The organism is Enterobacter sp. MALB-1 (assembly GCF_041021625.1).
Lineage (GTDB): Bacteria > Pseudomonadota > Gammaproteobacteria > Enterobacterales > Enterobacteriaceae > Enterobacter > Enterobacter oligotrophicus.
Genome location: NZ_JBDPJL010000001.1, coordinates 2,841,150 through 2,864,153 on the forward strand (window position 1 = coordinate 2,841,150; position 23,004 = coordinate 2,864,153).

Annotated in this window: 17 protein-coding genes and 1 CRISPR repeat array; of the genes, 7 read left to right on the forward strand and 10 right to left on the reverse strand. The window is 54.4% G+C overall.

Features of this window, described 5'->3' with window-relative positions:
- Nucleotides 1-10 precede the first annotated feature (10 nt).
- From dmsA to lrp, 6 genes are all read right to left on the reverse strand, one after another.
- The gene (gene dmsA, locus ABGB15_RS13640; protein WP_215723473.1) at nt 11-2,455 is read right to left on the reverse strand and encodes a dimethylsulfoxide reductase subunit A; all 2,445 of its coding nucleotides are present in this window, start codon (nt 2,453-2,455) and stop codon (nt 11-13) included.
- Between the two features lie 209 nt (nt 2,456-2,664).
- Entirely contained in the window at nt 2,665-3,957 is a 1,293-nt protein-coding gene (gene serS, locus ABGB15_RS13645; protein ID WP_045908394.1) for a serine--tRNA ligase, read from the reverse strand.
- 92 nt (nt 3,958-4,049) lie between these two features.
- Nucleotides 4,050-5,393 carry a replication-associated recombination protein RarA gene (gene rarA / locus ABGB15_RS13650; RefSeq protein WP_152084079.1) on the reverse strand — a complete coding sequence of 448 codons (1,344 nt, stop codon included), beginning with the start codon at nt 5,391-5,393 and terminating at the stop codon, nt 4,050-4,052.
- Between the two features lie 9 nt (nt 5,394-5,402).
- Entirely contained in the window at nt 5,403-6,014 is a 612-nt protein-coding gene (gene lolA / locus ABGB15_RS13655) for an outer membrane lipoprotein chaperone LolA (protein ID WP_215723472.1), read from the reverse strand.
- 129 nt (nt 6,015-6,143) lie between these two features.
- Nucleotides 6,144-9,824 carry a DNA translocase FtsK 4TM domain-containing protein gene (locus ABGB15_RS13660; RefSeq protein WP_215723471.1) on the reverse strand — a complete coding sequence of 1,227 codons (3,681 nt, stop codon included), beginning with the start codon at nt 9,822-9,824 and terminating at the stop codon, nt 6,144-6,146.
- A gap of 135 nt (nt 9,825-9,959) precedes the next feature.
- Nucleotides 9,960-10,454, reverse strand: coding sequence for a leucine-responsive transcriptional regulator Lrp (gene lrp, locus ABGB15_RS13665; protein ID WP_000228469.1), 495 nt, complete (start codon nt 10,452-10,454; stop codon nt 9,960-9,962).
- A gap of 544 nt (nt 10,455-10,998) precedes the next feature.
- On the opposite strand from lrp, the gene trxB reads away from it, so the two are divergent.
- The 7 genes from trxB to ABGB15_RS13700 all read left to right on the forward strand — a co-directional run bounded on the left by trxB (nt 10,999) and on the right by ABGB15_RS13700 (nt 18,775).
- The gene (gene trxB, locus ABGB15_RS13670; protein ID WP_215723470.1) at nt 10,999-11,967 is read left to right on the forward strand and encodes a thioredoxin-disulfide reductase; all 969 of its coding nucleotides are present in this window, start codon (nt 10,999-11,001) and stop codon (nt 11,965-11,967) included.
- A gap of 114 nt (nt 11,968-12,081) precedes the next feature.
- Nucleotides 12,082-13,848, forward strand: coding sequence for a cysteine/glutathione ABC transporter permease/ATP-binding protein CydD (gene cydD, locus ABGB15_RS13675; protein WP_152084074.1), 1,767 nt, complete (start codon nt 12,082-12,084; stop codon nt 13,846-13,848).
- Nucleotides 13,848-15,569, forward strand: coding sequence for a cysteine/glutathione ABC transporter ATP-binding protein/permease CydC (gene cydC, locus ABGB15_RS13680; RefSeq protein ID WP_215723469.1), 1,722 nt, complete (start codon nt 13,848-13,850; stop codon nt 15,567-15,569). Before cydD ends, cydC begins: the two co-directional genes overlap by 1 nt.
- 46 nt (nt 15,570-15,615) lie before the next feature.
- Nucleotides 15,616-16,320, forward strand: coding sequence for a leucyl/phenylalanyl-tRNA--protein transferase (aat, locus tag ABGB15_RS13685; RefSeq protein WP_215723468.1), 705 nt, complete (start codon nt 15,616-15,618; stop codon nt 16,318-16,320).
- A 284-nt stretch (nt 16,321-16,604) separates the two neighbouring features.
- Nucleotides 16,605-16,823 carry a translation initiation factor IF-1 gene (gene infA / locus ABGB15_RS13690; RefSeq protein ID WP_002211347.1) on the forward strand — a complete coding sequence of 73 codons (219 nt, stop codon included), beginning with the start codon at nt 16,605-16,607 and terminating at the stop codon, nt 16,821-16,823.
- Between the two features lie 171 nt (nt 16,824-16,994).
- Nucleotides 16,995-17,622: a CRISPR direct-repeat array (repeat unit 28 nt; unit sequence TTTCTAAGCTGCCTATACGGCAGTGCAC).
- Nucleotides 17,623-17,861: 239 nt separating this feature from the next.
- A complete protein-coding gene (locus ABGB15_RS13695; RefSeq protein WP_152084071.1) occupies nt 17,862-18,305 on the forward strand; it encodes an antitoxin Xre/MbcA/ParS toxin-binding domain-containing protein in 444 nt (147 codons plus the stop codon).
- The gene (locus tag ABGB15_RS13700) at nt 18,302-18,775 is read left to right on the forward strand and encodes an RES domain-containing protein (RefSeq protein ID WP_215723467.1); all 474 of its coding nucleotides are present in this window, start codon (nt 18,302-18,304) and stop codon (nt 18,773-18,775) included. Before ABGB15_RS13695 ends, ABGB15_RS13700 begins: the two co-directional genes overlap by 4 nt.
- Nucleotides 18,776-18,796: 21 nt before the next feature.
- Here the strand turns inward: ABGB15_RS13700 and cas6f are convergent, their stop codons facing one another.
- Genes cas6f through csy1 form a run of 4 tightly spaced genes read right to left on the reverse strand, consistent with a single transcriptional unit; the run spans nt 18,797 to nt 22,615 of the window.
- A complete protein-coding gene (cas6f, locus tag ABGB15_RS13705; protein WP_215723466.1) occupies nt 18,797-19,351 on the reverse strand; it encodes a type I-F CRISPR-associated endoribonuclease Cas6/Csy4 in 555 nt (184 codons plus the stop codon).
- Nucleotides 19,352-19,360: 9 nt separating this feature from the next.
- Nucleotides 19,361-20,359, reverse strand: coding sequence for a type I-F CRISPR-associated protein Csy3 (gene csy3, locus ABGB15_RS13710; RefSeq protein WP_369064193.1), 999 nt, complete (start codon nt 20,357-20,359; stop codon nt 19,361-19,363).
- 13 nt (nt 20,360-20,372) lie between these two features.
- Nucleotides 20,373-21,308: a type I-F CRISPR-associated protein Csy2 gene (gene csy2 / locus ABGB15_RS13715; protein ID WP_215723464.1), complete on the reverse strand. Its 936-nt coding sequence runs from the start codon at nt 21,306-21,308 to the stop codon at nt 20,373-20,375.
- On the reverse strand, nt 21,305-22,615 hold the full coding sequence (gene csy1 / locus ABGB15_RS13720) for a type I-F CRISPR-associated protein Csy1 (protein WP_215723463.1): 1,311 nt from the start codon (nt 22,613-22,615) through the stop codon (nt 21,305-21,307). Before csy1 ends, csy2 begins: the two co-directional genes overlap by 4 nt.
- Between the last annotated feature and the right edge of the window lie 389 nt (nt 22,616-23,004).

Sequence of the window (23,004 nt, forward strand, 5' to 3'; positions counted from 1 at the left end):
CGGTTACTCCTTACACCTTTTCAACCTGAACAAGGTTCGTGTGGGACGGGTTACCTTTCGCCAGAGGCGACGGGCGCTGCGTGGTCAGTACGTTAATACTGCCAGCCTGGTCGATGCGATTTGCATCCGGGCTATACCAGGCCCCTTCCCCCAGCGCGACAACGCCAGGCATCATGCGCGGTGTCACTTTGGCTTCGATATGTACTTCACCGCGACCATTAAAGATGCGCACGCGATCGCCATTGCTGATACCACGCGCTTTGGCATCCATCGGGTTAATCCACATCTCCTGACGACATGCCGCTTTCAGTACGTCTACGTTTCCGTAGGTTGAGTGCACACGCGCTTTGTAGTGGAAACCGGTCAACTGCAGCGGGAATTTCGCCGTCAGCGGGTCGTTGTAGTTTTCGAAGCCAGGCGTGTAGATCGGCAGCGGATCGATAACGTCCCCTTCCGGCAACTCCCAGGTAGAGGCGATTTTTGCCAGCGCTTCGGAGTAGATTTCGATTTTGCCCGACGGCGTAGTCAGCGGATTAGCCTGCGGATCTTCACGGAAGGCCTTGTACGCCACGTGGTGTCCTTCAGGATCACGCTGCTTGTACATCCCCTGCTTGCGGAACGTATCGAAGTCAGGCAGGTCCGGGATCGCTTTGCGGGAGAGTTCATGCAGGTGGCGCATCCATTCTTCCTGAGTGCGTCCTTCAGTAAACTTCTGCTCGACGCCAAGACGTTTCGCCAGCGCAGACGTCATCTCATAAATGGTTTTGCATTCGAAGCGCGGTTTAATGGCCTGGTCGGTGAAGATCACATAGGACATGTTGCCGCAGGAGGCGTCCAGCGCGAAATCCATCTGCTCAGAGGCGGTGCAGTCCGGCAACAGAATATCGGCATATTTCGCTGAAGAGGTCATGTGGCAGTCGATCACCACAATCATCTCGCACTTCTTGTCGTCCTGCAGGATCTCGTGGGTGCGGTTGATCTCGGAGTGCTGGTTGATGAGGCAGTTACCGGCATAGTTCCAGATCATCTTGATCGGCACATCCAGTTTATCTTTGCCGCGCACACCATCGCGCAGCGCGGTCATTTCCGGGCCACGTTCAATCGCATCCGTCCACATAAACATGGAGATGCTGGTCTGAACCGGGTTATCCAGCGTCGGCATGCGTTCAAACGGCACTTCATACGAGCCTTCACGCGCGCCGGTGTTACCACCGTGGATACCAACGTTACCGGTCAAAATAGAGAGCATTGATATGGCACGAGTCGCGATTTCACCATTGGCATGACGCTGCGGCCCCCAGCCCTGGCTGATATAGGCCGGTTTCGCCGAGCCAATTTCACGCGCCAGCTGGACAATACGCTCGACCGGAATACCGGTGATGGTGGAGGCCCACTCTGGTGTTTTCGCCACGCCGTCGCTACCCTGACCGAGGATATATGCTTTATAGTGACCATTTGCAGGCGCACTGGCTGGCAGCGTTTTCTCGTCATAACCGACGCAATATTTATCAAGGAATGGCTGATCGACGAGGTTTTCAGTGATCATCACCCACGCCAGCGCGCTAACCAGCGCAGCATCCGTACCTGGACGGATGGGTATCCACTCGTCTTCACGGCCTGCACCGGTATCGGTATAGCGCGGATCGATAATGATCATACGCGCGTTGGATTTAGCTCGAGCCTGTTCGAGATAGTACGTTACCCCGCCGCCGCTCATACGCGTTTCACCTGGGTTGTTACCGAACAGCACCACCAGTTTACTGTTTTCGATATCGGACGGACTGTTACCGTCTGCCCAGCCGCCGTAGGTGTAATTCAGACCGGCAGCAATCTGTGCAGAAGAGTAGTCACCGTAGTGATTGAGATAACCGCCACAGCAGTTCATCAGACGCGCCACCAGCGTTTTTCCCGGTGGCCAGGAGCGGGTCAGCGTGCCGCCGAGCGTCCCGGTGCCGTAGTTCAGGTAGATGGATTCGTTGCCGTACTCTTTGATCAGGCGCTGCATACTGGTGGCGATAATATCGTAGGCTTCGTCCCAGCTAATGCGTTCGAACTTCCCTTCGCCGCGTTTACCAACGCGTTTCATTGGGTATTTCAGGCGGTCCGGGTTATAGACTCGACGACGCATGGAGCGACCACGCAGGCAGGCGCGAACCTGATGTAACCCTTCGTAGTTATCGTCCCCGGTGTTATCCGTTTCGACGTATTTGATTTCGCCATCCACCACATGCATACGCAGCGGACAACGACTGCCACAGTTTACGGTACAGGCACTCCACACGACTTTTTCAGGGGCCGTGGCCGGGGACAGCGCATCCGCTGCCGATGCCAGACGAGAAAAAGGGAGCGTGAAGGCGCTACTGGCAACAGCCAGACCACCAATTGCCGTGGTTTTCATCAACCCACGGCGAGTGACCTCGGCAGCCATTAACGTTTCAGGCGCTTTGATTTTCATAGAGACTCACTTTGGTTGCTCACAAAGAAAAGAGAGGCGGTGATTAACCGCTATATAGTTTTATATATATCGAATTTCTGCGTTATCAGCTTTTTATGCTGATTTATTCAGATGAGTATTACTACTTTAGAGGGAGGGGTTATTGCTTAGTATCAAATCAGGGGCGTAAAAAAAGCGCCAACAGGCGCTTTTTTGATTCAGGGGACACATTAACCGATGTACTGCAGGCCTTTCATATACGGACGAAGCACTTCCGGGATCTCAATACGTCCGTCTGCCTGCTGGTAGTTTTCCAGCACGGCAACCAGCGTACGACCCACAGCCAGACCAGAACCGTTCAGGGTATGCACCAGACGGGTTTTCTTGTCAGATTTGCTGCGGCAACGTGCCTGCATACGGCGCGCCTGGAAATCCCAGACGTTTGAGCAGGAGGAGATTTCACGGTAGGTGTTCTGCGCAGGAACCCAGACTTCGAGGTCGAAGGTTTTGCAGGCTCCAAAGCCCATATCACCAGTGCACAGCGCCATACGGCGGTACGGCAGACCCAGCAGCTCCAGCACTTTTTCCGCGTGGCCGGTCATTTCTTCAAGCGCATCCATAGACTCTTCAGGACGCACAATCTGTACCATCTCCACTTTGTCGAACTGGTGCATACGGATCAGACCACGGGTATCACGGCCGTAAGACCCCGCTTCAGAACGGAAACACGGAGAATGTGCGGTCAGTTTGATTGGCAGATCGTCTTCGTCGATGATCTCATCACGCACGAGGTTAGTCAGCGGCACTTCCGCGGTTGGGATCAGCGCGTAGTTGCTGCTGTCTGCTTCTTCGTCCAGCGGACGGGTATGGAACAGATCGCCAGCAAATTTTGGCAACTGCCCAGTACCGTACAGCGTATCGTGGTTCACCAGATACGGCACGTAGGTTTCACTGTAACCGTGCTGCTCAGTGTGCAGATCCAGCATGAACTGCGCCAGCGCACGGTGCAGATGGGCAATCTGGCCCTTCATTACCACGAAGCGAGAACCGGTCAGCTTAACCGCAGCCGCAAAATCCAGCCCCGCGTGCATTTCGCCCAGCGTCACGTGATCGCGCACCTCGAAGTCGAACTCGCGAGGCGTGCCCCAGCGTTTCACTTCAACGTTATCGTTTTCATCTTTACCGACCGGAACGCTGTCGTCAGGAATGTTCGGGATCGCCAGGGCGATATCACGAATTTCGGCCTGAAGAACGTCCAGCTCAGCTTTCGCCTGGTCCAGCTCTTCACCCAGTTTGTTGACTTCCAGGCGTAATGGCTCAATGTCTTCCCCGCGCGCTTTCGCCTGGCCGATGGATTTCGATCGAGAGTTACGCTCTGCCTGCAGATTTTCAGTTTGTACCTGCAGAACTTTACGACGCTCTTCAAGAGCGCGCAGCTTATCTACATCCAGCTTAAAGCCCCGGCGTGCCAGTTTTTCAGCGACTGCGTCTGGCTCATTACGCAGCAGATTGGGATCGAGCATGCTTATCCTGTGCTTATCGAATTAAAATAGGGAAAAGTGGCCACAGCCTGCGGCCACAGAGATACATTGCCAACATTACCGCAACGATCGCGCTAACGGTAGCGTTTTATAGGGCTATTTTGATCCTGTCCGGCGAGCCAGGCGAGCTTTTCGCCAATCTTGCCTTCAAGACCTCTGTTTGTAGGGTGATAATAGCGTGTTTGTGCCATTTCTTGCGGGAAATACTCTTCACCGGCAGCGTAGGCATTCGGCTCATCGTGGGCGTAGCGATACTCCTGCCCGTAGCCCATCTCTTTCATCAGTTTGGTCGGCGCATTGCGCAGATGAACCGGCACATCATAGTCCGGACGTTCACGCGCATCTGACATCGCCGCTTTGAAGGCGGTATACACCGCATTACTTTTCGGCGCACAGGCCAGATAGACAATCGCCTGCGCAATGGCGCGCTCGCCTTCTGCTGGCCCAACACGGGTGAAACAGTCCCAGGCGGAAATGGCGACCTGCATCGCGCGCGGGTCAGCATTACCCACATCTTCAGACGCAATCGCCAGACAGCGACGCGCTACATATAACGGATCGCCGCCTGCGGTAATAATACGCGCGTACCAGTAGAGCGCCGCATCCGGCGCGCTGCCGCGCACAGATTTATGCAGCGCAGAGATCAAATCGTAAAAACGATCGCCTTTGTTATCGAAACGCGCGCTGCGTTCACCGGCAATTTCGGTGAGCAGTTCAGGTTTCAGCACACGCTTGCCGGAATCATCCACTTCAGCCATATCGGCCATCATTTCCAGCGTATTCAGCGCCCGGCGCGCATCGCCGTTAACCAGTTCTGCAATCGCCCGGCGCGTCTCATCCGGCAAAACGATATCCTGCCCGCCATAGCCGCGTGCTTTGTCGTCCATCGCCTGCGTCAGAACCTTTTCGATATCTTCCGTGGTTAGCGATTTAAGCAGGTAAACGCGCGCACGGGAAAGCAGCGCTGAGTTAAGTTCGAAAGACGGGTTTTCAGTGGTGGCACCGATGAAAAAAATCGTGCCGTCTTCAATGTGGGGAAGGAAAGCATCCTGCTGGCTCTTATTGAAGCGGTGGACTTCGTCCACAAAGAGGATAGTTCGACGTCCGGCATTGCGGTTCTGACGCGCGCGCTCTATCGCCTCGCGGATCTCCTTCACACCCGACGTCACCGCCGAGATGCGCTCAACGTCCGCGTTGGCATAGCGGGCGATCACTTCAGCGAGGGTCGTTTTGCCGGTCCCAGGTGGCCCCCAGAGGATCATCGAGTGAAGATGCCCGGCCTCAATGGCGCGCGGCAAGGGTTTCCCCGCAGCCAGCAGGTGCTGCTGGCCGATGTACTGCGCTAAATTTTCTGGCCGCATACGCGCGGCCAGAGGTTGAAACGCATTATCTGAAAAATCGAGCGACAGGTTGCTCACTCACGCCTCTTACTTACGTTGGTCATCCACCGTTACGCCCTGCGGCGGGGTAAAGGTGAATTTCGATGCATCAACAGCGCCGTTTTGCTGCGATTTAAGCTGATAGCTGCTGCGCTGATCGTCCTGCTCAACCGCACCGAACTGATTAATTGTACCGTTGCTGCTCACATTGATGGTGAACTGCTTCAGGTTGCCGTTGCTGCCTTTTGGCGTCAGGACAAACTCATCCCCGTTCTGCTTGATGTTGTACTGCTGCCAGTCGCTGGACTGGTTACGGGCGATCAGCATAAACGGCGTGTTGCTGGTCGCATCTTTCAGCCAGGTCGCGGTCGCCTGTTCAACAAACGGGTTGAAGAACCACAGGGTTTTACCGTCAGACACCAGGATGCTTTCATCCGGCTGGGTCATGTGCCAGTTAAACAGATTTGGGCGTTTCACCCACAAATCCCCCTGACCTTCCTGCACCGCGTTACCGCTGCCATCAGTCACTTTCTGCGTGAAGCTGGCGTGGAAGCTGCTCACTTTATCCAGTCGGCTTTTAAGGTCGCTGGCTGCATCAGCCCAGACGCTGCTGGCAACAAAACTGGTGAGAAATGCACAGGCGATGGCGATTTTTTTCATTGTCATTCCTTAAAATACGTCTTCCCGATGTGGGGGTTCCGTCTTCTATTCTGGACCTGCCCGCAGGCAGGTGACAGAAGAAAATGCTTAATTTTGGCTGATTTACCCTTCTTTGCAATCAGAACGCGGTCAATCAAACGGCGGTGGTGCCAGCACCTCACGGTTACCGTTATGTCCCTGCTCGCTCACAATGCCCTGCGCTTCCATCTGTTCGATGATACGCGCAGCACGGTTGTAGCCGATACGGAACTGACGCTGCACGCCGGAGATAGACGCTTTACGTTTTTCAGTCACGAAGTTAACCGCCTGGTCGAATAACGGGTCCAGCTCTTCGCCGCCGTCGAAGCCACCGCCGCCGCCTTCGCTTTCGCTGTCGGAGGTGATGCCATCAACGTATTGCGGACGACCACGTGCTTTCCAGTCCTGTACGACCGCGTGAACTTCCTGATCGCGAACAAACGCGCCGTGAACACGTACCGGAGAGGTAGAGTTCGGGCCGGAATAGAGCATATCACCCATTCCCAGCAGCGACTCCGCGCCGCCCTGGTCAAGGATAGTACGTGAGTCAATTTTGCTCGATACGGTAAACGCGATACGGGTCGGGATGTTTGCTTTAATCAGACCGGTGATGACGTCCACAGACGGACGCTGCGTCGCCAGCACAAGGTGAATACCCGCCGCACGTGCTTTCTGCGCCAGACGAGCAATCAGCTCTTCCACTTTCTTACCGACGGTCATCATCAGGTCGGCGAACTCATCCACCAACACAACGATGTAAGGCAGTTTTTCCAGCACCGGATGCTGGGCATCCATGCTGTCGCCCGGCTTCCAGTATGGGTCCGGAATTGGACGCCCCATACGCGCCGCCTCGGCGATTTTCTCGTTATACCCGGCAAGGTTACGCACACCCAGCGCCGACATCAGCTTATAGCGACGCTCCATCTCATTGACGCTCCAGCGCAGGGCGTTAGCAGCATCCTTCATGTCGGTCACAACTTCCGTCAACAGATGCGGAATGCCTTCATATACCGAAAGTTCCAGCATTTTCGGGTCGATCATGATGAAACGCACATCTTCCGGCTGCGCTTTATAGAGCATGCTCAGGATCATGGCGTTCACACCGACAGACTTACCGGAACCGGTCGTACCCGCGACAAGCAGGTGAGGCATTTTCGCGAGATCGGCCACCACAGGATCGCCTGCGATATCTTTACCCAATACCACGGTCAACGGGGATGGGTTATCACGGAACTTGGTATTATCCAGCACTTCACGGAGGTAGACGGTCTGGCGTTTCTTGTTCGGCAGCTCCAGGCCTACATACGGCTTGCCTGGGATCACTTCCACCACACGCACCGCAACGGTCGACAGCGAACGCGCCAGGTCACGTGACAAATTAGAAATACGAGCTGCTTTTACACCCGGTGCCAGATTGAGCTCGAAACGGGTAATCACCGGACCAGGAGAATAGTTCACCACATCCGCTTTGATACGGAAGTCTGCCAGACGGGCTTCCACCAGTCGGGCCATCTGCTCAAGCGCAAACGTATCAACAGGCTCCACTTCTGCCGGTGGAGGCGTTAACAGATCCAGCGACGGCAGCGGCGTGCTTGGACGTTGCAGCGGACGGCTGTCACCGTTACGCATCAGCAGCGGGTGAATCAGGCTTTCCTGCGGCTGTGCCTGAGGCTGCTGGAACTGCGGTGGCTGTTGTGGCTGTGCATATGCCTGCGGAGCCGGTTGTTGTGGCTGAGCATACGGCTGTGGCGCAGGTTGCTGGCGCACCGGTTCGGCTTCAGGCATCACACTCGGGGTGAACAACGGCTCGCTCGGGCCATCATCCACCAGATCTTTCATTGGCGAGAATTCAAAATCGGACAGTGAGAACGGGTTCGCACCGGCAGGTTGTTCACCGGAATAGCGTTGCTGCTGGGTTGCAGCAAACTGACGCGCTAATTCCGCCTCGGCCGCCTCATCGTCATCCTGGTGGGCTTGATGGTGCTGCACATCATGCTGGTATTCTTCACCATACCGCTGTTGCTGTTGCGCGGCGAACTGGCGCGCCAGTTCATCCTGCTGCAGTTCATCAGTGTCGTCTTCGTACTCAGGCTCACGCGCTTTCTCTTCAGCCATACGCTGGGAGGGCAATTTAATGCCATAAGAGGCCAGCTCACGGCGCGTCGGAACGCGAACGCGGTTAGGGCGCGGCAGCTGCGGGCCAATCCCCTCTTTCACCTGTGGGCGCGGCGCGCCACCGGCTGCCAGGCTAAACACCGGCGCAGCAGCCGCTGCTGTTGCAGTGGCTTGCTTCACGCTTTCAGCCACAGGAGCAACCGCAGGTGTTGGGTCGACTGGCGGAACGGAAACGGTCGGAGCCCTGGTGACAGGCTCCTGAAGCGGTTCTGGCACTGGCTGATACCAGGCCGCCAGCTGTTCGCGCTCACGGGCGCGACGCTCTTCAACCTCTTCAAAATAGTACAGTGGCGGACGCGACGGTTTCGCCTCTTCCACCACTTCCGGTTCAGGCTGTGGCGCGACATACGGTTGCACAGGTTCAACCGGCTCAGGCGCATACTCCTGATACGGCTGAGCAACAGGCTCCTCATACTGCGGATATTCCTGCGGCTCCGGCTGATAAGGCTGCTGCCACTGCTCCTGCTGAACGGGCACATAGCTTTCTGGCTCAGGCGCAATCGTCGGCTCCGGCGTATGGACACCTGGCGCAGTCTGCCAGTCAATCTGTGGTTGTTGAATGGCAGATTCGGGTGCAGGAACCTGCGCGGAAGGCATGACGGCTTCCACAGGGGCAGCATAAGCCTGCGTGGCCATAGTGGCCGCTGCGGCAGCCGCCACAGGTTCAGTAACCGAATGGCCATTTAACAACGGATCGTATTCGTCGTAATCGCCAGGCATCGCACGGCTGCCAGAGAAAAGAACATCGTCAGGATCAAGGGCAGCCCCCGAGGTGCGGTACTCAATGTGCTCTTCGTCATCCATGCGTTTGCCGGAGAAAAGTGCCGCATCGGTTTTACGACCTAACGGATTGGCGAATTTTTCAGCGACGCGTTTACGACGCGCCAGCGCACCGCGCAGAATGCGGGCGCGACGAGATTCGCGACGCTCAACAGGCGCGTCATCATCCTCTTCGTACTCATCTTCATACTCGTCTTCATCGACCCATGTATCGTCGCGGCGGGTACGGTTACTGGCAAAGGTGAGAATATTGAGGATAAAGCTGCCGATCTTCTCAGCGATGCTCACCCACGACCAGCCGGTGAACAGCGTCAACCCGGCCGCCCAGATGCAAAGCAACGTAAGGGTGCCGCCGCTGCTGTGGAGCATCGGTTGCAGCGCGGTACTCAGCAGGCTGCCGATCACGCCGCCGGAGGCGAAATACCAGATATCATCAGCATTGATAGCCGCCAGCCCGCAGGAGGTGAGGATCAATGCCAGCGCGCCTATCAGGCGCAATGAAACGGCAAAGTAATCGATGTAGTCATCGTTCTGTCGATGACGCCAGGCAAACCAGCATCCGCCAATAATAATGACGGGAATGGTATAGGCCATCACACCGAAAATGAAAAAGAGGGTATCCGCAAGCCAGGCACCAGGAATGCCGCCTAAATTATGGATAGGCTCATGCCATGCGGTTTGTGACCAGCTGGGATCGGAGGGATTGAAACTGAGTAAGGCGACCATCAGCCAGACGGCAAAAAGGGCAATAACGATCAGCAACGCCTCAAGGAGGCGACGTCCGCTGCTTAGTTTCGATAATGTGACTTCTTTGTCTTCGGTATATTCCTGGCTCAAGAAAGGCTCTCCAGGTATCAGGCATGTCCTGCCTGTTTGCTAAAACGGACAACAGCGCCGGGGTTCCCCGGCACTGTTGCTGTATGGATTAACAGGAGTGTAATCAAACTACGCTGATTTTGCACCTGTTCCGTGTTAGCGCGTCTTAATAACCAGACGATTGCTCTGTTTGACCTCTTCCATCACCACATAAGTACGGGTGTCGTTCACGCCTGGCAGACGCAGCAGGGTTTCACCCAGCAGCTTACGGTAGGCGGACATGTCTGGCACACGGGTTTTCAACAGGTAGTCGAAATCACCGGAAACCAGATGACACTCTTGAATTTCTTCAAGTTTTTGTACAGCGGCGTTAAATTGCTCAAACACATCCGGCGCACCACGATTCAGAGTAATCTCAACAAATACCAGAAGTGAGGCATCCAGATAATGCGGGTTCAGCAGAGCCGTATAGCCCTGAATAAAACCCTGTCTTTCCAGTCGGCGCACACGCTCAAGGCACGGCGTCGGGGAAAGTCCCACACGTTTTGAAAGCTCGACGTTGGAAATACGCCCATCCTTTTGCAATTCATTAAGAATGTTACGATCGATACGGTCGAGATCTTTGCCAGGGCGCTTCTTGCTATCTACCATTATTATTGTCTCTCTGTATTCCTTCCCTACTCCTGCCTGGACCCTGTGCACATCACTGTTCAGAGCCTGTACCCGTTATTCATCACATCGCCTGGTTATGTGTTAGACGCGATGCGGATTCGGGTTCTGTTGGTAAGAAGACCGTTGCCCGAAGGCAGTCACCGACATCACGTATGGCGTCTGTCCACGCCATGCGTAGATTTCACTGACCCGGTAAAAATGGCATTTACGTGCATGCCTATGCGGCACACGGTTAACGCGGTTTTTTTTCTTCCTTGAATGTTTTCGCAAAAGCGCAGGGGATTGTCAAAGCAAAACATCGATTTTTAGTACAACATGCCGGATATTCATTACGGTCGCGTATTAATCATCATTTTATTGCCTTATAAACGACCGGTTTTCAGTAGAAATCGTTATGTTATAGCGCTCCATTCATCGTCGGCGTCTATTGCACATATTGATATCAAAATTGCTGTGCTCTTTTTTTACGGCAACAAATTCCCTACAATCCAGCCAAATGTCTGCCAACAACAATGGGGATCTCATGGGCACGGCCAAACACAGTAAGCTGCTAATCCTTGGTTCTGGACCTGCGGGATATACCGCGGCGGTCTATGCTGCACGCGCTAACCTGCAACCGGTATTAATCACCGGTATGGAAAAAGGCGGTCAGCTGACCACCACCACTGAAGTGGAAAACTGGCCAGGCGATCCGAACGACCTGACCGGGCCGCTGCTGATGGAACGTATGCACGAGCATGCAACCAAATTCGAAACTGAAATTCTGTTCGACCACATTAACAAGGTCGATCTGCAGAACCGTCCGTTCCGTCTGACAGGCGACAGCGGTGAATACACTTGTGACGCATTGATCATTGCCACTGGCGCATCAGCCCGTTACCTCGGCCTGCCGTCAGAAGAGGCATTCAAAGGCCGCGGCGTGTCTGCCTGTGCAACCTGCGACGGTTTCTTCTACCGCAATCAGAAAGTCGCGGTCATCGGCGGCGGCAACACCGCAGTGGAAGAAGCGCTCTACCTGGCGAACATCGCCTCTGAAGTGCACCTGATCCACCGCCGTGACACCTTCCGTGCCGAGAAGATCCTGATCAAACGTCTGATGGATAAAGTGGCGAGCGGCAACATCGTGCTGCACACCAACCGTACACTGGAAGAAGTGACTGGCGATCAGATGGGCGTGGCGGGTCTGCGTATTCGCGATACGCAGAACACCGACAACGTGGAAACGCTGGAAGTGGCGGGCCTGTTTGTGGCGATCGGCCACAGCCCGAACACGGCAATCTTCGACGGCCAACTGGAGCTGGAAAACGGCTACATCAAAGTGCAGTCCGGTATCCACGGCAATGCGACCCAGACCAGCATTCCTGGCGTGTTCGCCGCAGGCGACGTGATGGACCATATTTATCGTCAGGCAATCACCTCCGCGGGCACTGGCTGTATGGCCGCGCTGGATGCTGAACGCTACCTGGATGGGCTGGCTGAACAAGCCAAATAATCTTTACAAGTCAGTAACAAACGTAAATAAAGGCGGCCACAGGTCGCCTTTATTTTTGGTCACGTGTAACATGCAGTTGTCTAATTTCTTATAACGTCACCTGCAAAATACGCAATGGAAAAAACCCGTCAACAAGAGTTAACACGCTGGCTAAAACAGCAAAGCGTTCTATCCCGCCGCTGGCTTACCTTTTCCCGACTTCTGGGATTTGTCAGTGGTCTGTTGATTGTTGCCCAGGCATGGCTGCTGGCCCGCATTCTTAATCATATGATTATGGAGAACATCCCGCGCGAAGCGCTGCTGCTGCCCTTTATCATTTTAGTCCTGGTCTTTGTGCTGCGCGCCTGGGTCGTATGGCTGCGTGAGCGTGTTGGTTTTCATGCCGGACAACATATTCGCTATGAAATTCGCCGCCAGGTGCTTGACCGTCTTCAGGAGGCGGGGCCAGCGTGGATTCAGGGTAAGCCTGCCGGAAGCTGGGCAACGCTGATCCTTGAGCAGATCGACGATATGCATGACTACTACGCCCGCTATCTGCCACAGATGGCGCTGGCTGTATTCGTTCCGCTGCTGATTGTGATCGCTATTTTCCCTGTCAACTGGGCCGCTGCGCTGATTTTGCTGGGCACCGCCCCGCTGATCCCACTGTTTATGGCGATGGTTGGGATGGGTGCCGCAGATGCCAACCGCCGTAACTTCCTTGCTCTGGGGCGTTTAAGCGGTCATTTCCTTGACCGTCTGCGCGGCATGGAAACCCTGCGTATATTTGGCCGTGGTGAAGCGGAAACCGAAAACATCCGTCTGGCCTCACAGGATTTCCGCCAGCGCACCATGGAAGTGTTACGTCTGGCGTTTTTGTCATCTGGCGTTCTTGAATTCTTTACCTCACTGTCGATTGCCCTGGTGGCGGTCTATTTTGGCTTCTCTTACCTCGGAGCGCTGGATTTCGGCCACTACGGTACGGCAGTCACCCTTTCTGCTGGTTTCCTTGCGCTGATCCTGGCACCGGAATTTTTCCAGCCGCTTCGCGATCTCGGCACGTTTTACCATGCCAAAGCGCAGGCCGTTGGCGCAGCCGACAGCCTGAAAACGTTCCTTGAAACGCCGCTGGCGCACCCGGCACGTGGTGAAGTGACCCTGAACGCCCAGGAGCCTGTGACCATTGAAGCGCGGGATTTCTCTATTCTCTCGCCAGAGGGAAAAGTGCTGGCAGGCCCTATGAACTTTACCCTGCCAGCCGGACAACGTGTGGTTCTGGTGGGCACCAGCGGCTCCGGGAAAAGCTCGCTGCTCAATACCCTTTCTGGTTTTATGGCCTACACCGGTTCCCTTCGCATTAACAAAACAGAACTCAGTGAGCTTGATCCTGAGGCCTGGCGTAAACAGCTAAGCTGGGTGGGGCAAAACCCACAGCTTCCTGCCGCCACGCTGCGTGAAAATGTGCTGCTGGCGCGCCCTGATGCGCGAGAAGATGAGTTGCAATCGGTGCTCGATCGCGCCTGGGTCAGCGAGTTTCTACCGCTGCTGCCGCAGGGTGTGGATACCGTGGTTGGCGATCAATCCGCCGGACTGTCCGTTGGGCAGGCGCAGCGCGTGGCTGTTGCCCGTGCGCTGTTGAATCCCTGCCAGCTTATGCTGCTGGATGAACCCGCCGCGAGCCTGGATGCGCACAGTGAGAAACGTGTAATGGATGCGCTTAACGCGGCTTCGCGCAGGCAAACCACTCTGATGGTCACGCACCAGCTGGAAGGCATTGCCGACTGGGATCAAATTTGGGTGATGGAAAATGGTCGTATTGTTGAGCAAGGCGATTACGCCTCTCTCGTTGCTGCGCAGGGGCCGTTTGCCACCCTGCTGGCGAATCGTCAGGAGGACATTTGATGCGCGCCTTACTCCCGTATCTTACCCTGTATAAACGCCACAAATGGATGCTGACGCTGGGCATCGTTCTGGCAATTGTTACCCTGCTTGCCAGCATCGGCCTGCTTACGCTCTCCGGCTGGTTCTTGTCGGCTTCTGCCGTCGCGGGCTTCGCCGGATTATACAGCTTTAACTATATGCTTCCGGCTGCGGGCGTACGTGGCACCGCCATTACCCGTACTGCCGGACGTTATTTCGAGCGTCTGGTCAGCCACGACGCGACGTTCCGCGTGCTGCAGCACCTGCGTATCTATACCTTCAGCAAACTGCTCCCTCTCTCCCCTGCCGGGCTGGCGCGTTTTCGCCAGGGCGAATTGCTCAACCGTGTGGTAGCGGATGTCGATACACTCGATCACCTCTACCTGCGTGTGATTTCTCCGATCGTGGGTGCGTTTGTGGTGATCGTGGTGGTCACGCTGGGACTTTGCGTTCTGGACGTACCGCTCGCATTGACGCTGGGCGGCATCATGCTGCTGACGCTGATTATCCTGCCGCCGCTGTTTTACCGTGCCGGTAAGTCAACAGGCGAAAACCTGACCCGTATGCGCGGGGAGTATCGACAGCAGTTGACCTCCTGGCTGCAGGGACAGGCAGAACTTACCATTTTTGGTGCCAGCACGCGCTACCGTTCGCAAATGGAAAGCACCGAGTTGAACTGGCACGAAGCTCAGCGCCGCCAGTCAGAACTGACGGCCTTCTCCCAGGCGCTGATGATGTTAATCGGCGGCGTGGCGGTTACCGTTATGCTGTGGATGGCCTCCGGCGGCGTGGGCGGCAACGTACAGCCCGGCGCGCTGATTGCGCTCTTCGTATTCTGTGCGCTGGCGGCCTTTGAAGCCTTAGCCCCGGTCACGGGGGCGTTCCAGCATCTGGGACAGGTTATCGCTTCTGCAATGCGTATTACGGAGATTGCTGAGCAGGAGCCGGAAGTGAAGTTCACTGCTGCGCAGACAACCACGCCTGAACAGGTCGCACTGACGCTCAGTGACGTCACATTCGCCTATGACAAGCAGGCGCAGAATGCACTGGAAGGCATTAACCTCGTCGTTGAAGCGGGCCAGCGCATTGCGATCCTTGGCCGTACCGGCTGCGGTAAATCGACGCTTCTGCAGCTCTTAACGCGCGCATGGGACCCGCAGCACGGCATAATTCGGTTTAACGATACGCCACTGGCTAACTTCAGCGAGCAGACCTTGCGTAAGACCGTGAGTGTAGTTCCACAGCGTGTACATCTGTTCAGCGCCACACTTCGCGATAACCTGCTGCTGGCCGCGCCGGATGCTCCGGACGACACGCTTTGCGCGATACTGGAACAGGTCGGGTTGCATAAGTTACTCGAAGACGACGGGCTTAACGGCTGGCTGGGCGAAGGTGGCCGCCAGCTTTCCGGTGGCGAGCTGCGTCGTCTGGCGATTGCGCGTGCGTTGCTACACGATGCGCCGCTGATGTTGCTGGATGAACCCACAGAAGGGCTGGATGCTACTACCGAGAGTCAAATCCTTGATTTACTGGCGAATGTGATGGTTGGTAAAACCGTGTTGATGGTCACGCACCGCCTGCGCGGGCTGGCGAGTTTCGATCAAATAATTGTGATGGACAACGGACACATTATTGAGCAAGGTAGTCACGCAGAACTGTTGGCGAAACAGGGTCGTTATTACCAGTTTAAACAGCGTCTGTAGACTATATTTGAACCGATCCTCACTCGCGTATTGGAGTTCTGCTGTCATGCGCCTGGTCCAGCTTTCTCGTCATAATATTGCGTTTCCTTCCCCGGAGGGCGCGCTACGTGAGCCCAACGGGTTGCTGGCACTTGGCGGCGATCTCAGCCCGGCACGGCTGCTGATGGCCTACCAGCGCGGGATATTCCCGTGGTTTTCACCCGGCGACCCGATTTTATGGTGGTCGCCCGATCCGCGTGCCGTGCTGTGGCCAGCGCAATTCCACCTCAGCCGTAGCATGAAGCGTTTTCATGCTAAATCGCCTTATCATGTCACCCTTAATCACGCGTTCGGGCAGGTCATCGAAGGCTGCGCCGAGGATCGCCATGAAGGTACATGGATCACCCGTGACATCATTACCGCTTATCAGCAGTTACACGAGCTTGGCTATGCGCATTCCATTGAAGTCTGGGATAAAGACGAGCTGGTGGGCGGCATGTACGGCGTAGCACAGGGGACGTTGTTCTGCGGGGAGTCGATGTTCTCCCGCGCCGTTAATGCATCGAAAACCGCGCTGCTGGTTTTCTGCAAGGAATTTGCCGAACGTGGCGGACAGTTGATGGATTGTCAGGTACTCAATGAGCATACCGCCTCACTGGGAGCCGTTGAAATCTCCCGCCGTCACTATATTGAGCATCTGGATACCTGCCGCCAGGAGAAGCTCCCGCGCGACTTCTGGATACCAAGAACGCTCTTTATGCCCAATGCCTAAATGTTTTCCGCACATTTTTTATGAGGGTGTTATAATTACGCCGCAGAGTAGCTTCTGCCTGTTGCCCCGCCGCCGTTTGGGACCCTCGCTTCAGATAACGTCCTGACGTTTATCCTGTTGTCTCCCCTTTACGAATGCGCTTCCCGTTCGGTTGTACCGTGACGCTTGGGCAATGCGCTGAAACTGTTTTGCTGCGTTTTAAACGCGCAATTCTTTACTTAATTGATGAATTTCGGCATTATCTTGCCGGTTCAAAACTTGGTAGTGATACCCCAGAGGATTAGATGGCCAAAGAAGACAATATTGAAATGCAGGGTACCGTACTTGATACGTTGCCTAATACCATGTTTCGCGTAGAGCTGGAAAACGGTCACGTGGTAACTGCGCACATCTCCGGTAAAATGCGCAAAAACTACATCCGCATTTTAACGGGCGACAAAGTGACTGTTGAACTGACCCCGTACGACCTGAGCAAAGGCCGCATTGTCTTCCGTAGTCGCTAATTGTTTTCGCCTGTAAGGGCAGATGAATATTAAATAAGGCCGGGATAGTCCCGGCCTTATTTTTTGGTCGTGCGATCGATTACATAAACCGTTATTTGAGGTTTCTTTTCAGCTCAGCGCTGGCTGTTCGACAGTGCAAAATGTAAGGGTGTGAAGACCTTATTTTCTATTTTGCTAAGCTGCCTATACGGCAGTGCACGAGACAGCATGGCCGACGGCAGCCTGTACAATTTTCTAAGCTGCCTATACGGCAGTGCACCGCCACCACCCCCAGCCCAGGCCCCAGGTTATTTTCTAAGCTGCCTATACGGCAGTGCACACAGGACAAACGAACACAGCGCGCGTCTACAATTTCTAAGCTGCCTATACGGCAGTGCACGTGTACGCCAAGCTGTGAGAGGGCTGGTACACTTTCTAAGCTGCCTATACGGCAGTGCACTCGTGCCACATCTCACGAGCTTTATTAGCAAATTTCTAAGCTACCTATACGGCAGTGCACGCATTGTCGGCGTTTTCCGGCGGCTATGCGTCTTTCTAAGCTGCCTATACGGCAGTGCACGACAATCGCGCAACTATGCCACGCCGGAGTAATTTCTAAGCTGCCTATACGGCAGTGCACTATCGAGGTGCACAACCGGCGCATGTTGGCCTTTTCTAAGCTGCCTATACGGCAGTGCACTCGAGCGGGCCCGCAAAAAATGCTGGATGGTATTTCTAAGCTGCCTATACGGCAGTGCACTTATCGAAATTGTCGACAGCCTCGGCCAGAGTTTTCTAAGCTGCCTATACGGCAGTGCACTGAAATAATACCCCCTTACCATTATGATTTTCATACAAAAAAAGCTAAAACCCTATTCCTATCCTATTTTACCCCACCCACAATATTTCCAATATAAATCAATACATTACATATCACTCCAAAATTAGGGGTAAACAGCTGAATTCTCTTCCACCGCCCCGCGCAAAAAACATCCATTCCAAACACCACGACAAATGACTATACTAATCTATGACAAATGACTTCAACCAGGAGGTACTATGAGAACATGGGTTCCCGCGCAGAAACCTGCTGATAACGCGCTTTGGCGCTATGCCGGTTTACCTGCAAACCGTGGTATGCGGTTAGTTGAATACCTCAATCAAGGTTTACCCGTCAGTATCCTCGATAACATTCATGAATGGACGTCGATGTCGAAAGCGGACATCCTTCGCGTGACGGGGATTAACGAGCGCAATGTCGCTCGCCGCAAAAGCGCAGGGCGAACGCTGACGCCCGATGAAAGCGAGCGCGTGGCACGTTTCGTGCGTGTGCTGGATGCTGCTGTCGATTATTTTGGTAGTAAAGAGGAAGCATGGAACTGGCTGCAAGCACCGGTGCGTGGGCTTGGGAATGTTGCGCCAGTCAACCTGATTGCCACTGAAACCGGCGCGCTGGAAGTCACCGATTTGATTGGTCGTCTGGAACACGGAGTGTTTGCGTGATTTTTTATCGTCTGGTGACAGGACGTTATGCCAGCGAAGCGTGGAGTGGTAGCGGCGCAAACCAGTATGGCGGTCGCTGGAATCATAAAGGGCATCCTGCCGTCTACGTATCCACCGCCATCTCGCTGGCATCGCTCGAAATTTTGGTGCACGTGAAAAAAGACACCGTGCTGAATCAGTACCAACTGTTCAGTATTGATATCCCGGATGACCAGATTGACTACCTGGACAAAGCCTGGTTGCCCGAGGACTGGCAGGAAAATCCGACACCGGTATCAACGATGGATCTGGGAACCGGTTGGTTGCAGGCGAACAGTGCGCTCGCGCTTATCTTACCTTCCTGCATCATTCCTTATGAAAACAACGCCATACTTAACCCATTACATCCGGCATTCCACAAAACACTCAATTCTGTCCAGCAGCTCCCTTTTAATTTCGATATTCGTCTGGCAGAAAAAACCGCACCCTGAAAGCTGATGCGGTTATTATTCTCAGAACCAGGGAATGGTCGCCGTTGCACTTAACCCGTATGTCGAAAACGCCCCGATGACAGGCGTAGAAAGTAGATCACCATGACGGATAAAGAGCCTGAACGACTGGCCTGTAGAGAGGCTACGCAGATTAAGCCAGGGCAAATCAGTCCGCGCCTCTTGCATTGTCAACAGGCGTTGCTGCGCCTCCTCCTCTGTTAACCATCCTTTTTTCACCGAACGACGCATAAGCCTTTGCGCACTGCTTTTAACCTGAACGCGGCTCACACAGCGCCATTGCGTAACGGCAGGCACGGGCTTTATGTCCGAAGACACGCAGTAGTCGCTCAATCCTTTGCGCCATGTCAGTGATTCGAGAACGCTTAACGCCTGGTGCTGACCGTGCAGACGTAACACCGGGCCAGGCTTTATGCTGTATGCAGGGAAGCTAATACCAATATCACCCTGCCCTCGTTGCCCCAGCGCGCGGTGCAGCTTAGCCACCAGCGCGGCCATCAGCATTTCCTCGCTAAACTCCGGGTCGGGCAGTACGCGGATCTCAATGTAGTGATCCATTACGACTCCTTACTCGCTTTTCTCACCGAAGACGCCGCCGCGGATCAGGACGGCCATCACGTAATGCTGCTGTTCAACGTCTGGCTTCTGGCCTTTCGTCACCCAGTTATCCAGCAAGGTGTAAAAATCCATTTTATCTTTCGGCTGACGACACGCCACGCCGCGGCTGGTGACAGAGCCGTACGGTTCGACGGCGATCGCCCCCAACTCTTCAACTTTAGGATGCCAGGTATCAATAGTGCGCAACGCATTACCCAATTTCTGTGAATGCATCCCGGCAACACCATCCACCTGATACAGCAGACGGCTCTTACTGCTGTTGCTGTCGAGCACAAGTTCCTGCGACGGGAAAATCTCCTGTCCGGCACCAAGTAATACCTGCGCCTCTACATTCAGCAGGACGAATCCGTTGCCGCTGAGCCCTTTTTCTATTTCCTGAGCCAGTTCGTTCAGTTGCTCGTCGCTGGCAGAAAAATCACGCAGCGCATAGGCGTAGGCATCGAATGTCCATGACTTGCTGCCCGCTACCTTAACGATAATCTTCTCGGCACCGACACGGTTACGCCATAAAAAACGGGCATTCGCCAGGTTGGTCGCATAGCGGCGTGCCAGCTCGGCAAAACCGTGTTCACTGATATAGCCGTCAATGACCTGCGTGAGTTCATCCTGATAGGCCCGGTCGTTACACACAGAAGGCGTCGAAAGATTTCCCAGCACGCGCAGGGTAAACTTCACTTTCAGGGTATCCGCATCAGCAGGTAACGCCGCCACATCGACACGCTGCAGGTTCGCTTTCTGGATCTCAGCATCCAGTTTTGCCGGATCGCTGGTAATGGCATTTTTAAGACGGTTTGAAATGGTGCCACGCACCGCTTTCTCCTGAATACGAATCAGTTGCCAGACCTCTTCCCCCCAGGTGCCTGAATACATTACTGCATCGGAGGTTGCCAGTTTCCGTTCAAATGCCAGTACAGATGCCGTTTTAACGGTAGTTGGAGCCTTTGCCATAGTTAAGTCCTTTTTAATTTGAATGTTCAGATGTCACTGGCGCGCCCGCGCCCTGACAGTAGTAGCCCGTTTCTGTCGTGCGATAACGCCAGAAAATGTCATCAAGTGACTGAATTCGATGCAACCCACACCATTCGCCCACGCCATACACCGCTTCGGTAAACGCGAAGGGTGTTTCTGAATCGCGCGCGTTTGCCACAACGCCGGGCGCGTAGAGTTCAGAGATGCGCTGATAACCGGTCATTAACGGCACCAGGTAACCGGGGTTGGGTTTAGGAACATAGTGCCAGTTTGCCGGTTCGCCTTCGCGGATGTCACCTTCCTCCGGCGTTTCGGCTTGCATTTTCAGGGCAGCAAAATCCAGCCAGGCGTCAAGCAACGTGGCGTTAGGATCGTTTTCAAGAAGCGTTTGATGATGTTCGCCCAGCCAGCCGCTGCGATCGCGCAGGGCAAAGCCCGGCATCAGTTGCCACTGTAATCGCCCCATCTCCTGACGACTGGCAGGCATTGCCATCACAGAGATATCCTGAATATCGACGATAATTCCTCCCGCCAGTCGGAGCGTCGGGCACACCTGCAACAGAAACTCTGCCAGGTCGCGCTGCCCGTATTCACCATTGGGGATTTCTCCGTGACATTCCAGCAGCAGAGATACGGTTAAATGCATGCGCCCCTCTTCATTAAAGGAGGCGGTTTTCGCGTCACGAGTTAACGGGTTGCGGGTCAGCGCAAACTGATAATCACGGCCAGACGTATGCGCGTGGATCTGGTGCTCGTGGCTCACGACCGCACAGCCATCAATACGCAGCCCGTGCGTTTCCGTCAGCTTGCGGGACAGCGCATGGGAAAATCCCATGAAATGGGTGATAGCGGGAAAACCATACGTCAGGCCAGCAATCGCGTTGGCGTTTTCGACTCTGACGCGGCGAAGCAGGATCAATGAGCTCATTTCAGCGCCTCCCGGATGATTTTTTCCATCTCGCGCAGGTTCGTGCGTAAACGTTCGCGGGTTTCCCATTCACGCTTTTCTACCGCACCTAAATCAGGCAATGCCTTGCGCAGACGCGCGTTCAGCCACAGGGCAAAATCCTCTGCCACAGAGTCCTGCCAGTCGTCTTTTTCACGCTCAAGGCGGAAGGCTTCGTCTGTTTTTGTGCGCCAGGGGTCGAGCCAGAGTTGCTGATGGGATTTAAGATCCGGACAGTTGAGCGTCCAGTTTTGCCATGTTTCGCACTGAAATTGAGCCGCAACGTCAAACAACAGGTCGATAAGCGCGTTGATATAGCCATCACGTGCTTCGCGAATACGAAAGCTGGTGTAACCGCCCGTTCTCGTCAGCAAGGAAATAAGCAACTGAATTTGACTCTTGGCACGACGGTCAAATTGCCCACCCGAGGCGAAAACAGAACGTAAATTCGTTGGCGGCTTTTCTGCTCTTTTCCACTGTGGTGGCTGGCAGGAAAATAGCCAGCTACGTCCGCCGCGCACGCTGTTGAGATACGAAATGTTCTGCGGTTTTGTGCCACCGAAGTGTATTTCCGCTGAATCCGGGAAGAGTGTCAGCGGAGTGGGATGCCAGGTTTTCTCGCGACGCGCTTTCCAGATGGCTTTAACCTCATCGCCAAAACGCAGGGCAACCATTTTCTGATGCATAGCATGGACAAGCGAGGTGGCAAACAGCAGGCTTAACAGGTGGTAACCATCACCTACCGGAAAATAGCCCTGTTTTGCGAGTTTGTGCGAAGCTGGCTCTCCTGGCTTCAGAGCGCGCGAAAATCCCGCTATCCACTCATTTAACTGATGAGTGTCGTCGGTAAATGCGGCCAGCGCGGCATGGTCACCGCGTTTCAGGCTCGCCAAAAGGGAGTCGCCCCCTTCGATACGGGTCTGCAGAAGTTTCGCCACATCCAGCGCTGCAGCATTACCCACGGCATCCGGTTCCAGACCAGACAACGCTGCGCTGCTGAGATATCCTTCCTGCGCCACTGCCTCGCTGTAAATACTGCTACTTTTTGAATCCCCGTGGGTAAATTTCGCCGCATGGGTCACGAGGTTAATTTGTCCGGCTCGCTTCGCGGCATCCGTCAGCCATGCTTTCGGTTCATAGCGAAGCTCCAGCTCCCGGCGTTCTGCCGCAAGCGTCGCGCTCTCTGCCTCGCTGCGTTTTGCGGCCTCTTTTTCAAATGCTTCCAGCTTTGTTTGCCGTCGTCCGGCAATGTAACAGCGAATAGACTCTGTCAAAGATGACTTGCCCATCGTGCTCTCCCTTTACAATTTACCTCACGACTTCACAATTGTTACAAACGAGTTAAATACGTGAGAAGGTGCATTTATGTTAAACGTCTGATGTACAAGTAACTGCTTTGTCAGGACAGGATAGACAATCAATATCATTGAAAACCACAATACGTTTGGCTTCTTCATGAGTTTTTGGCCTTAGTTAAGATATGCCTTTAGGTTATAACTCAAGCAAGAAAAAATCAACCTATCACGCATGAGATTTAATATGCAAATACTAAACATCATTGACGCCACTTTTCTTACACAATAGTCTTGGCCCAGACTACCGTTCAGGTAGCTTAGAAATATCAAGCATGAGATTTTACTCAATCGATCAATATACTGCTGAACAAGCAGCTCGCGCC

Excerpts from the sequence above, each read along its gene's own strand:
- dmsA (WP_215723473.1), bottom strand. The coding sequence starts at position 2,455 with ATGAAAATCAAAGCGCCTGAAACGTTAATGGCTGCCGAGGTCACTCGC.
- serS (WP_045908394.1), bottom strand. The coding sequence starts at position 3,957 with ATGCTCGATCCCAATCTGCTGCGTAATGAGCCAGACGCAGTCGCTGAA.
- lolA (WP_215723472.1), bottom strand. The coding sequence starts at position 6,014 with ATGAAAAAAATCGCCATCGCCTGTGCATTTCTCACCAGTTTTGTTGCC.
- lrp (WP_000228469.1), bottom strand. The coding sequence starts at position 10,454 with ATGGTAGATAGCAAGAAGCGCCCTGGCAAAGATCTCGACCGTATCGAT.
- trxB (WP_215723470.1), top strand. The coding sequence starts at position 10,999 with ATGGGCACGGCCAAACACAGTAAGCTGCTAATCCTTGGTTCTGGACCT.
- cydD (WP_152084074.1), top strand. The coding sequence starts at position 12,082 with ATGGAAAAAACCCGTCAACAAGAGTTAACACGCTGGCTAAAACAGCAA.
- cydC (WP_215723469.1), top strand. The coding sequence starts at position 13,848 with ATGCGCGCCTTACTCCCGTATCTTACCCTGTATAAACGCCACAAATGG.
- aat (WP_215723468.1), top strand. The coding sequence starts at position 15,616 with ATGCGCCTGGTCCAGCTTTCTCGTCATAATATTGCGTTTCCTTCCCCG.
- infA (WP_002211347.1), top strand. The coding sequence starts at position 16,605 with ATGGCCAAAGAAGACAATATTGAAATGCAGGGTACCGTACTTGATACG.
- ABGB15_RS13695 (WP_152084071.1), top strand. The coding sequence starts at position 17,862 with ATGAGAACATGGGTTCCCGCGCAGAAACCTGCTGATAACGCGCTTTGG.
- cas6f (WP_215723466.1), bottom strand. The coding sequence starts at position 19,351 with ATGGATCACTACATTGAGATCCGCGTACTGCCCGACCCGGAGTTTAGC.
- csy3 (WP_369064193.1), bottom strand. The coding sequence starts at position 20,359 with ATGGCAAAGGCTCCAACTACCGTTAAAACGGCATCTGTACTGGCATTT.
- csy2 (WP_215723464.1), bottom strand. The coding sequence starts at position 21,308 with ATGAGCTCATTGATCCTGCTTCGCCGCGTCAGAGTCGAAAACGCCAAC.
- csy1 (WP_215723463.1), bottom strand. The coding sequence starts at position 22,615 with ATGGGCAAGTCATCTTTGACAGAGTCTATTCGCTGTTACATTGCCGGA.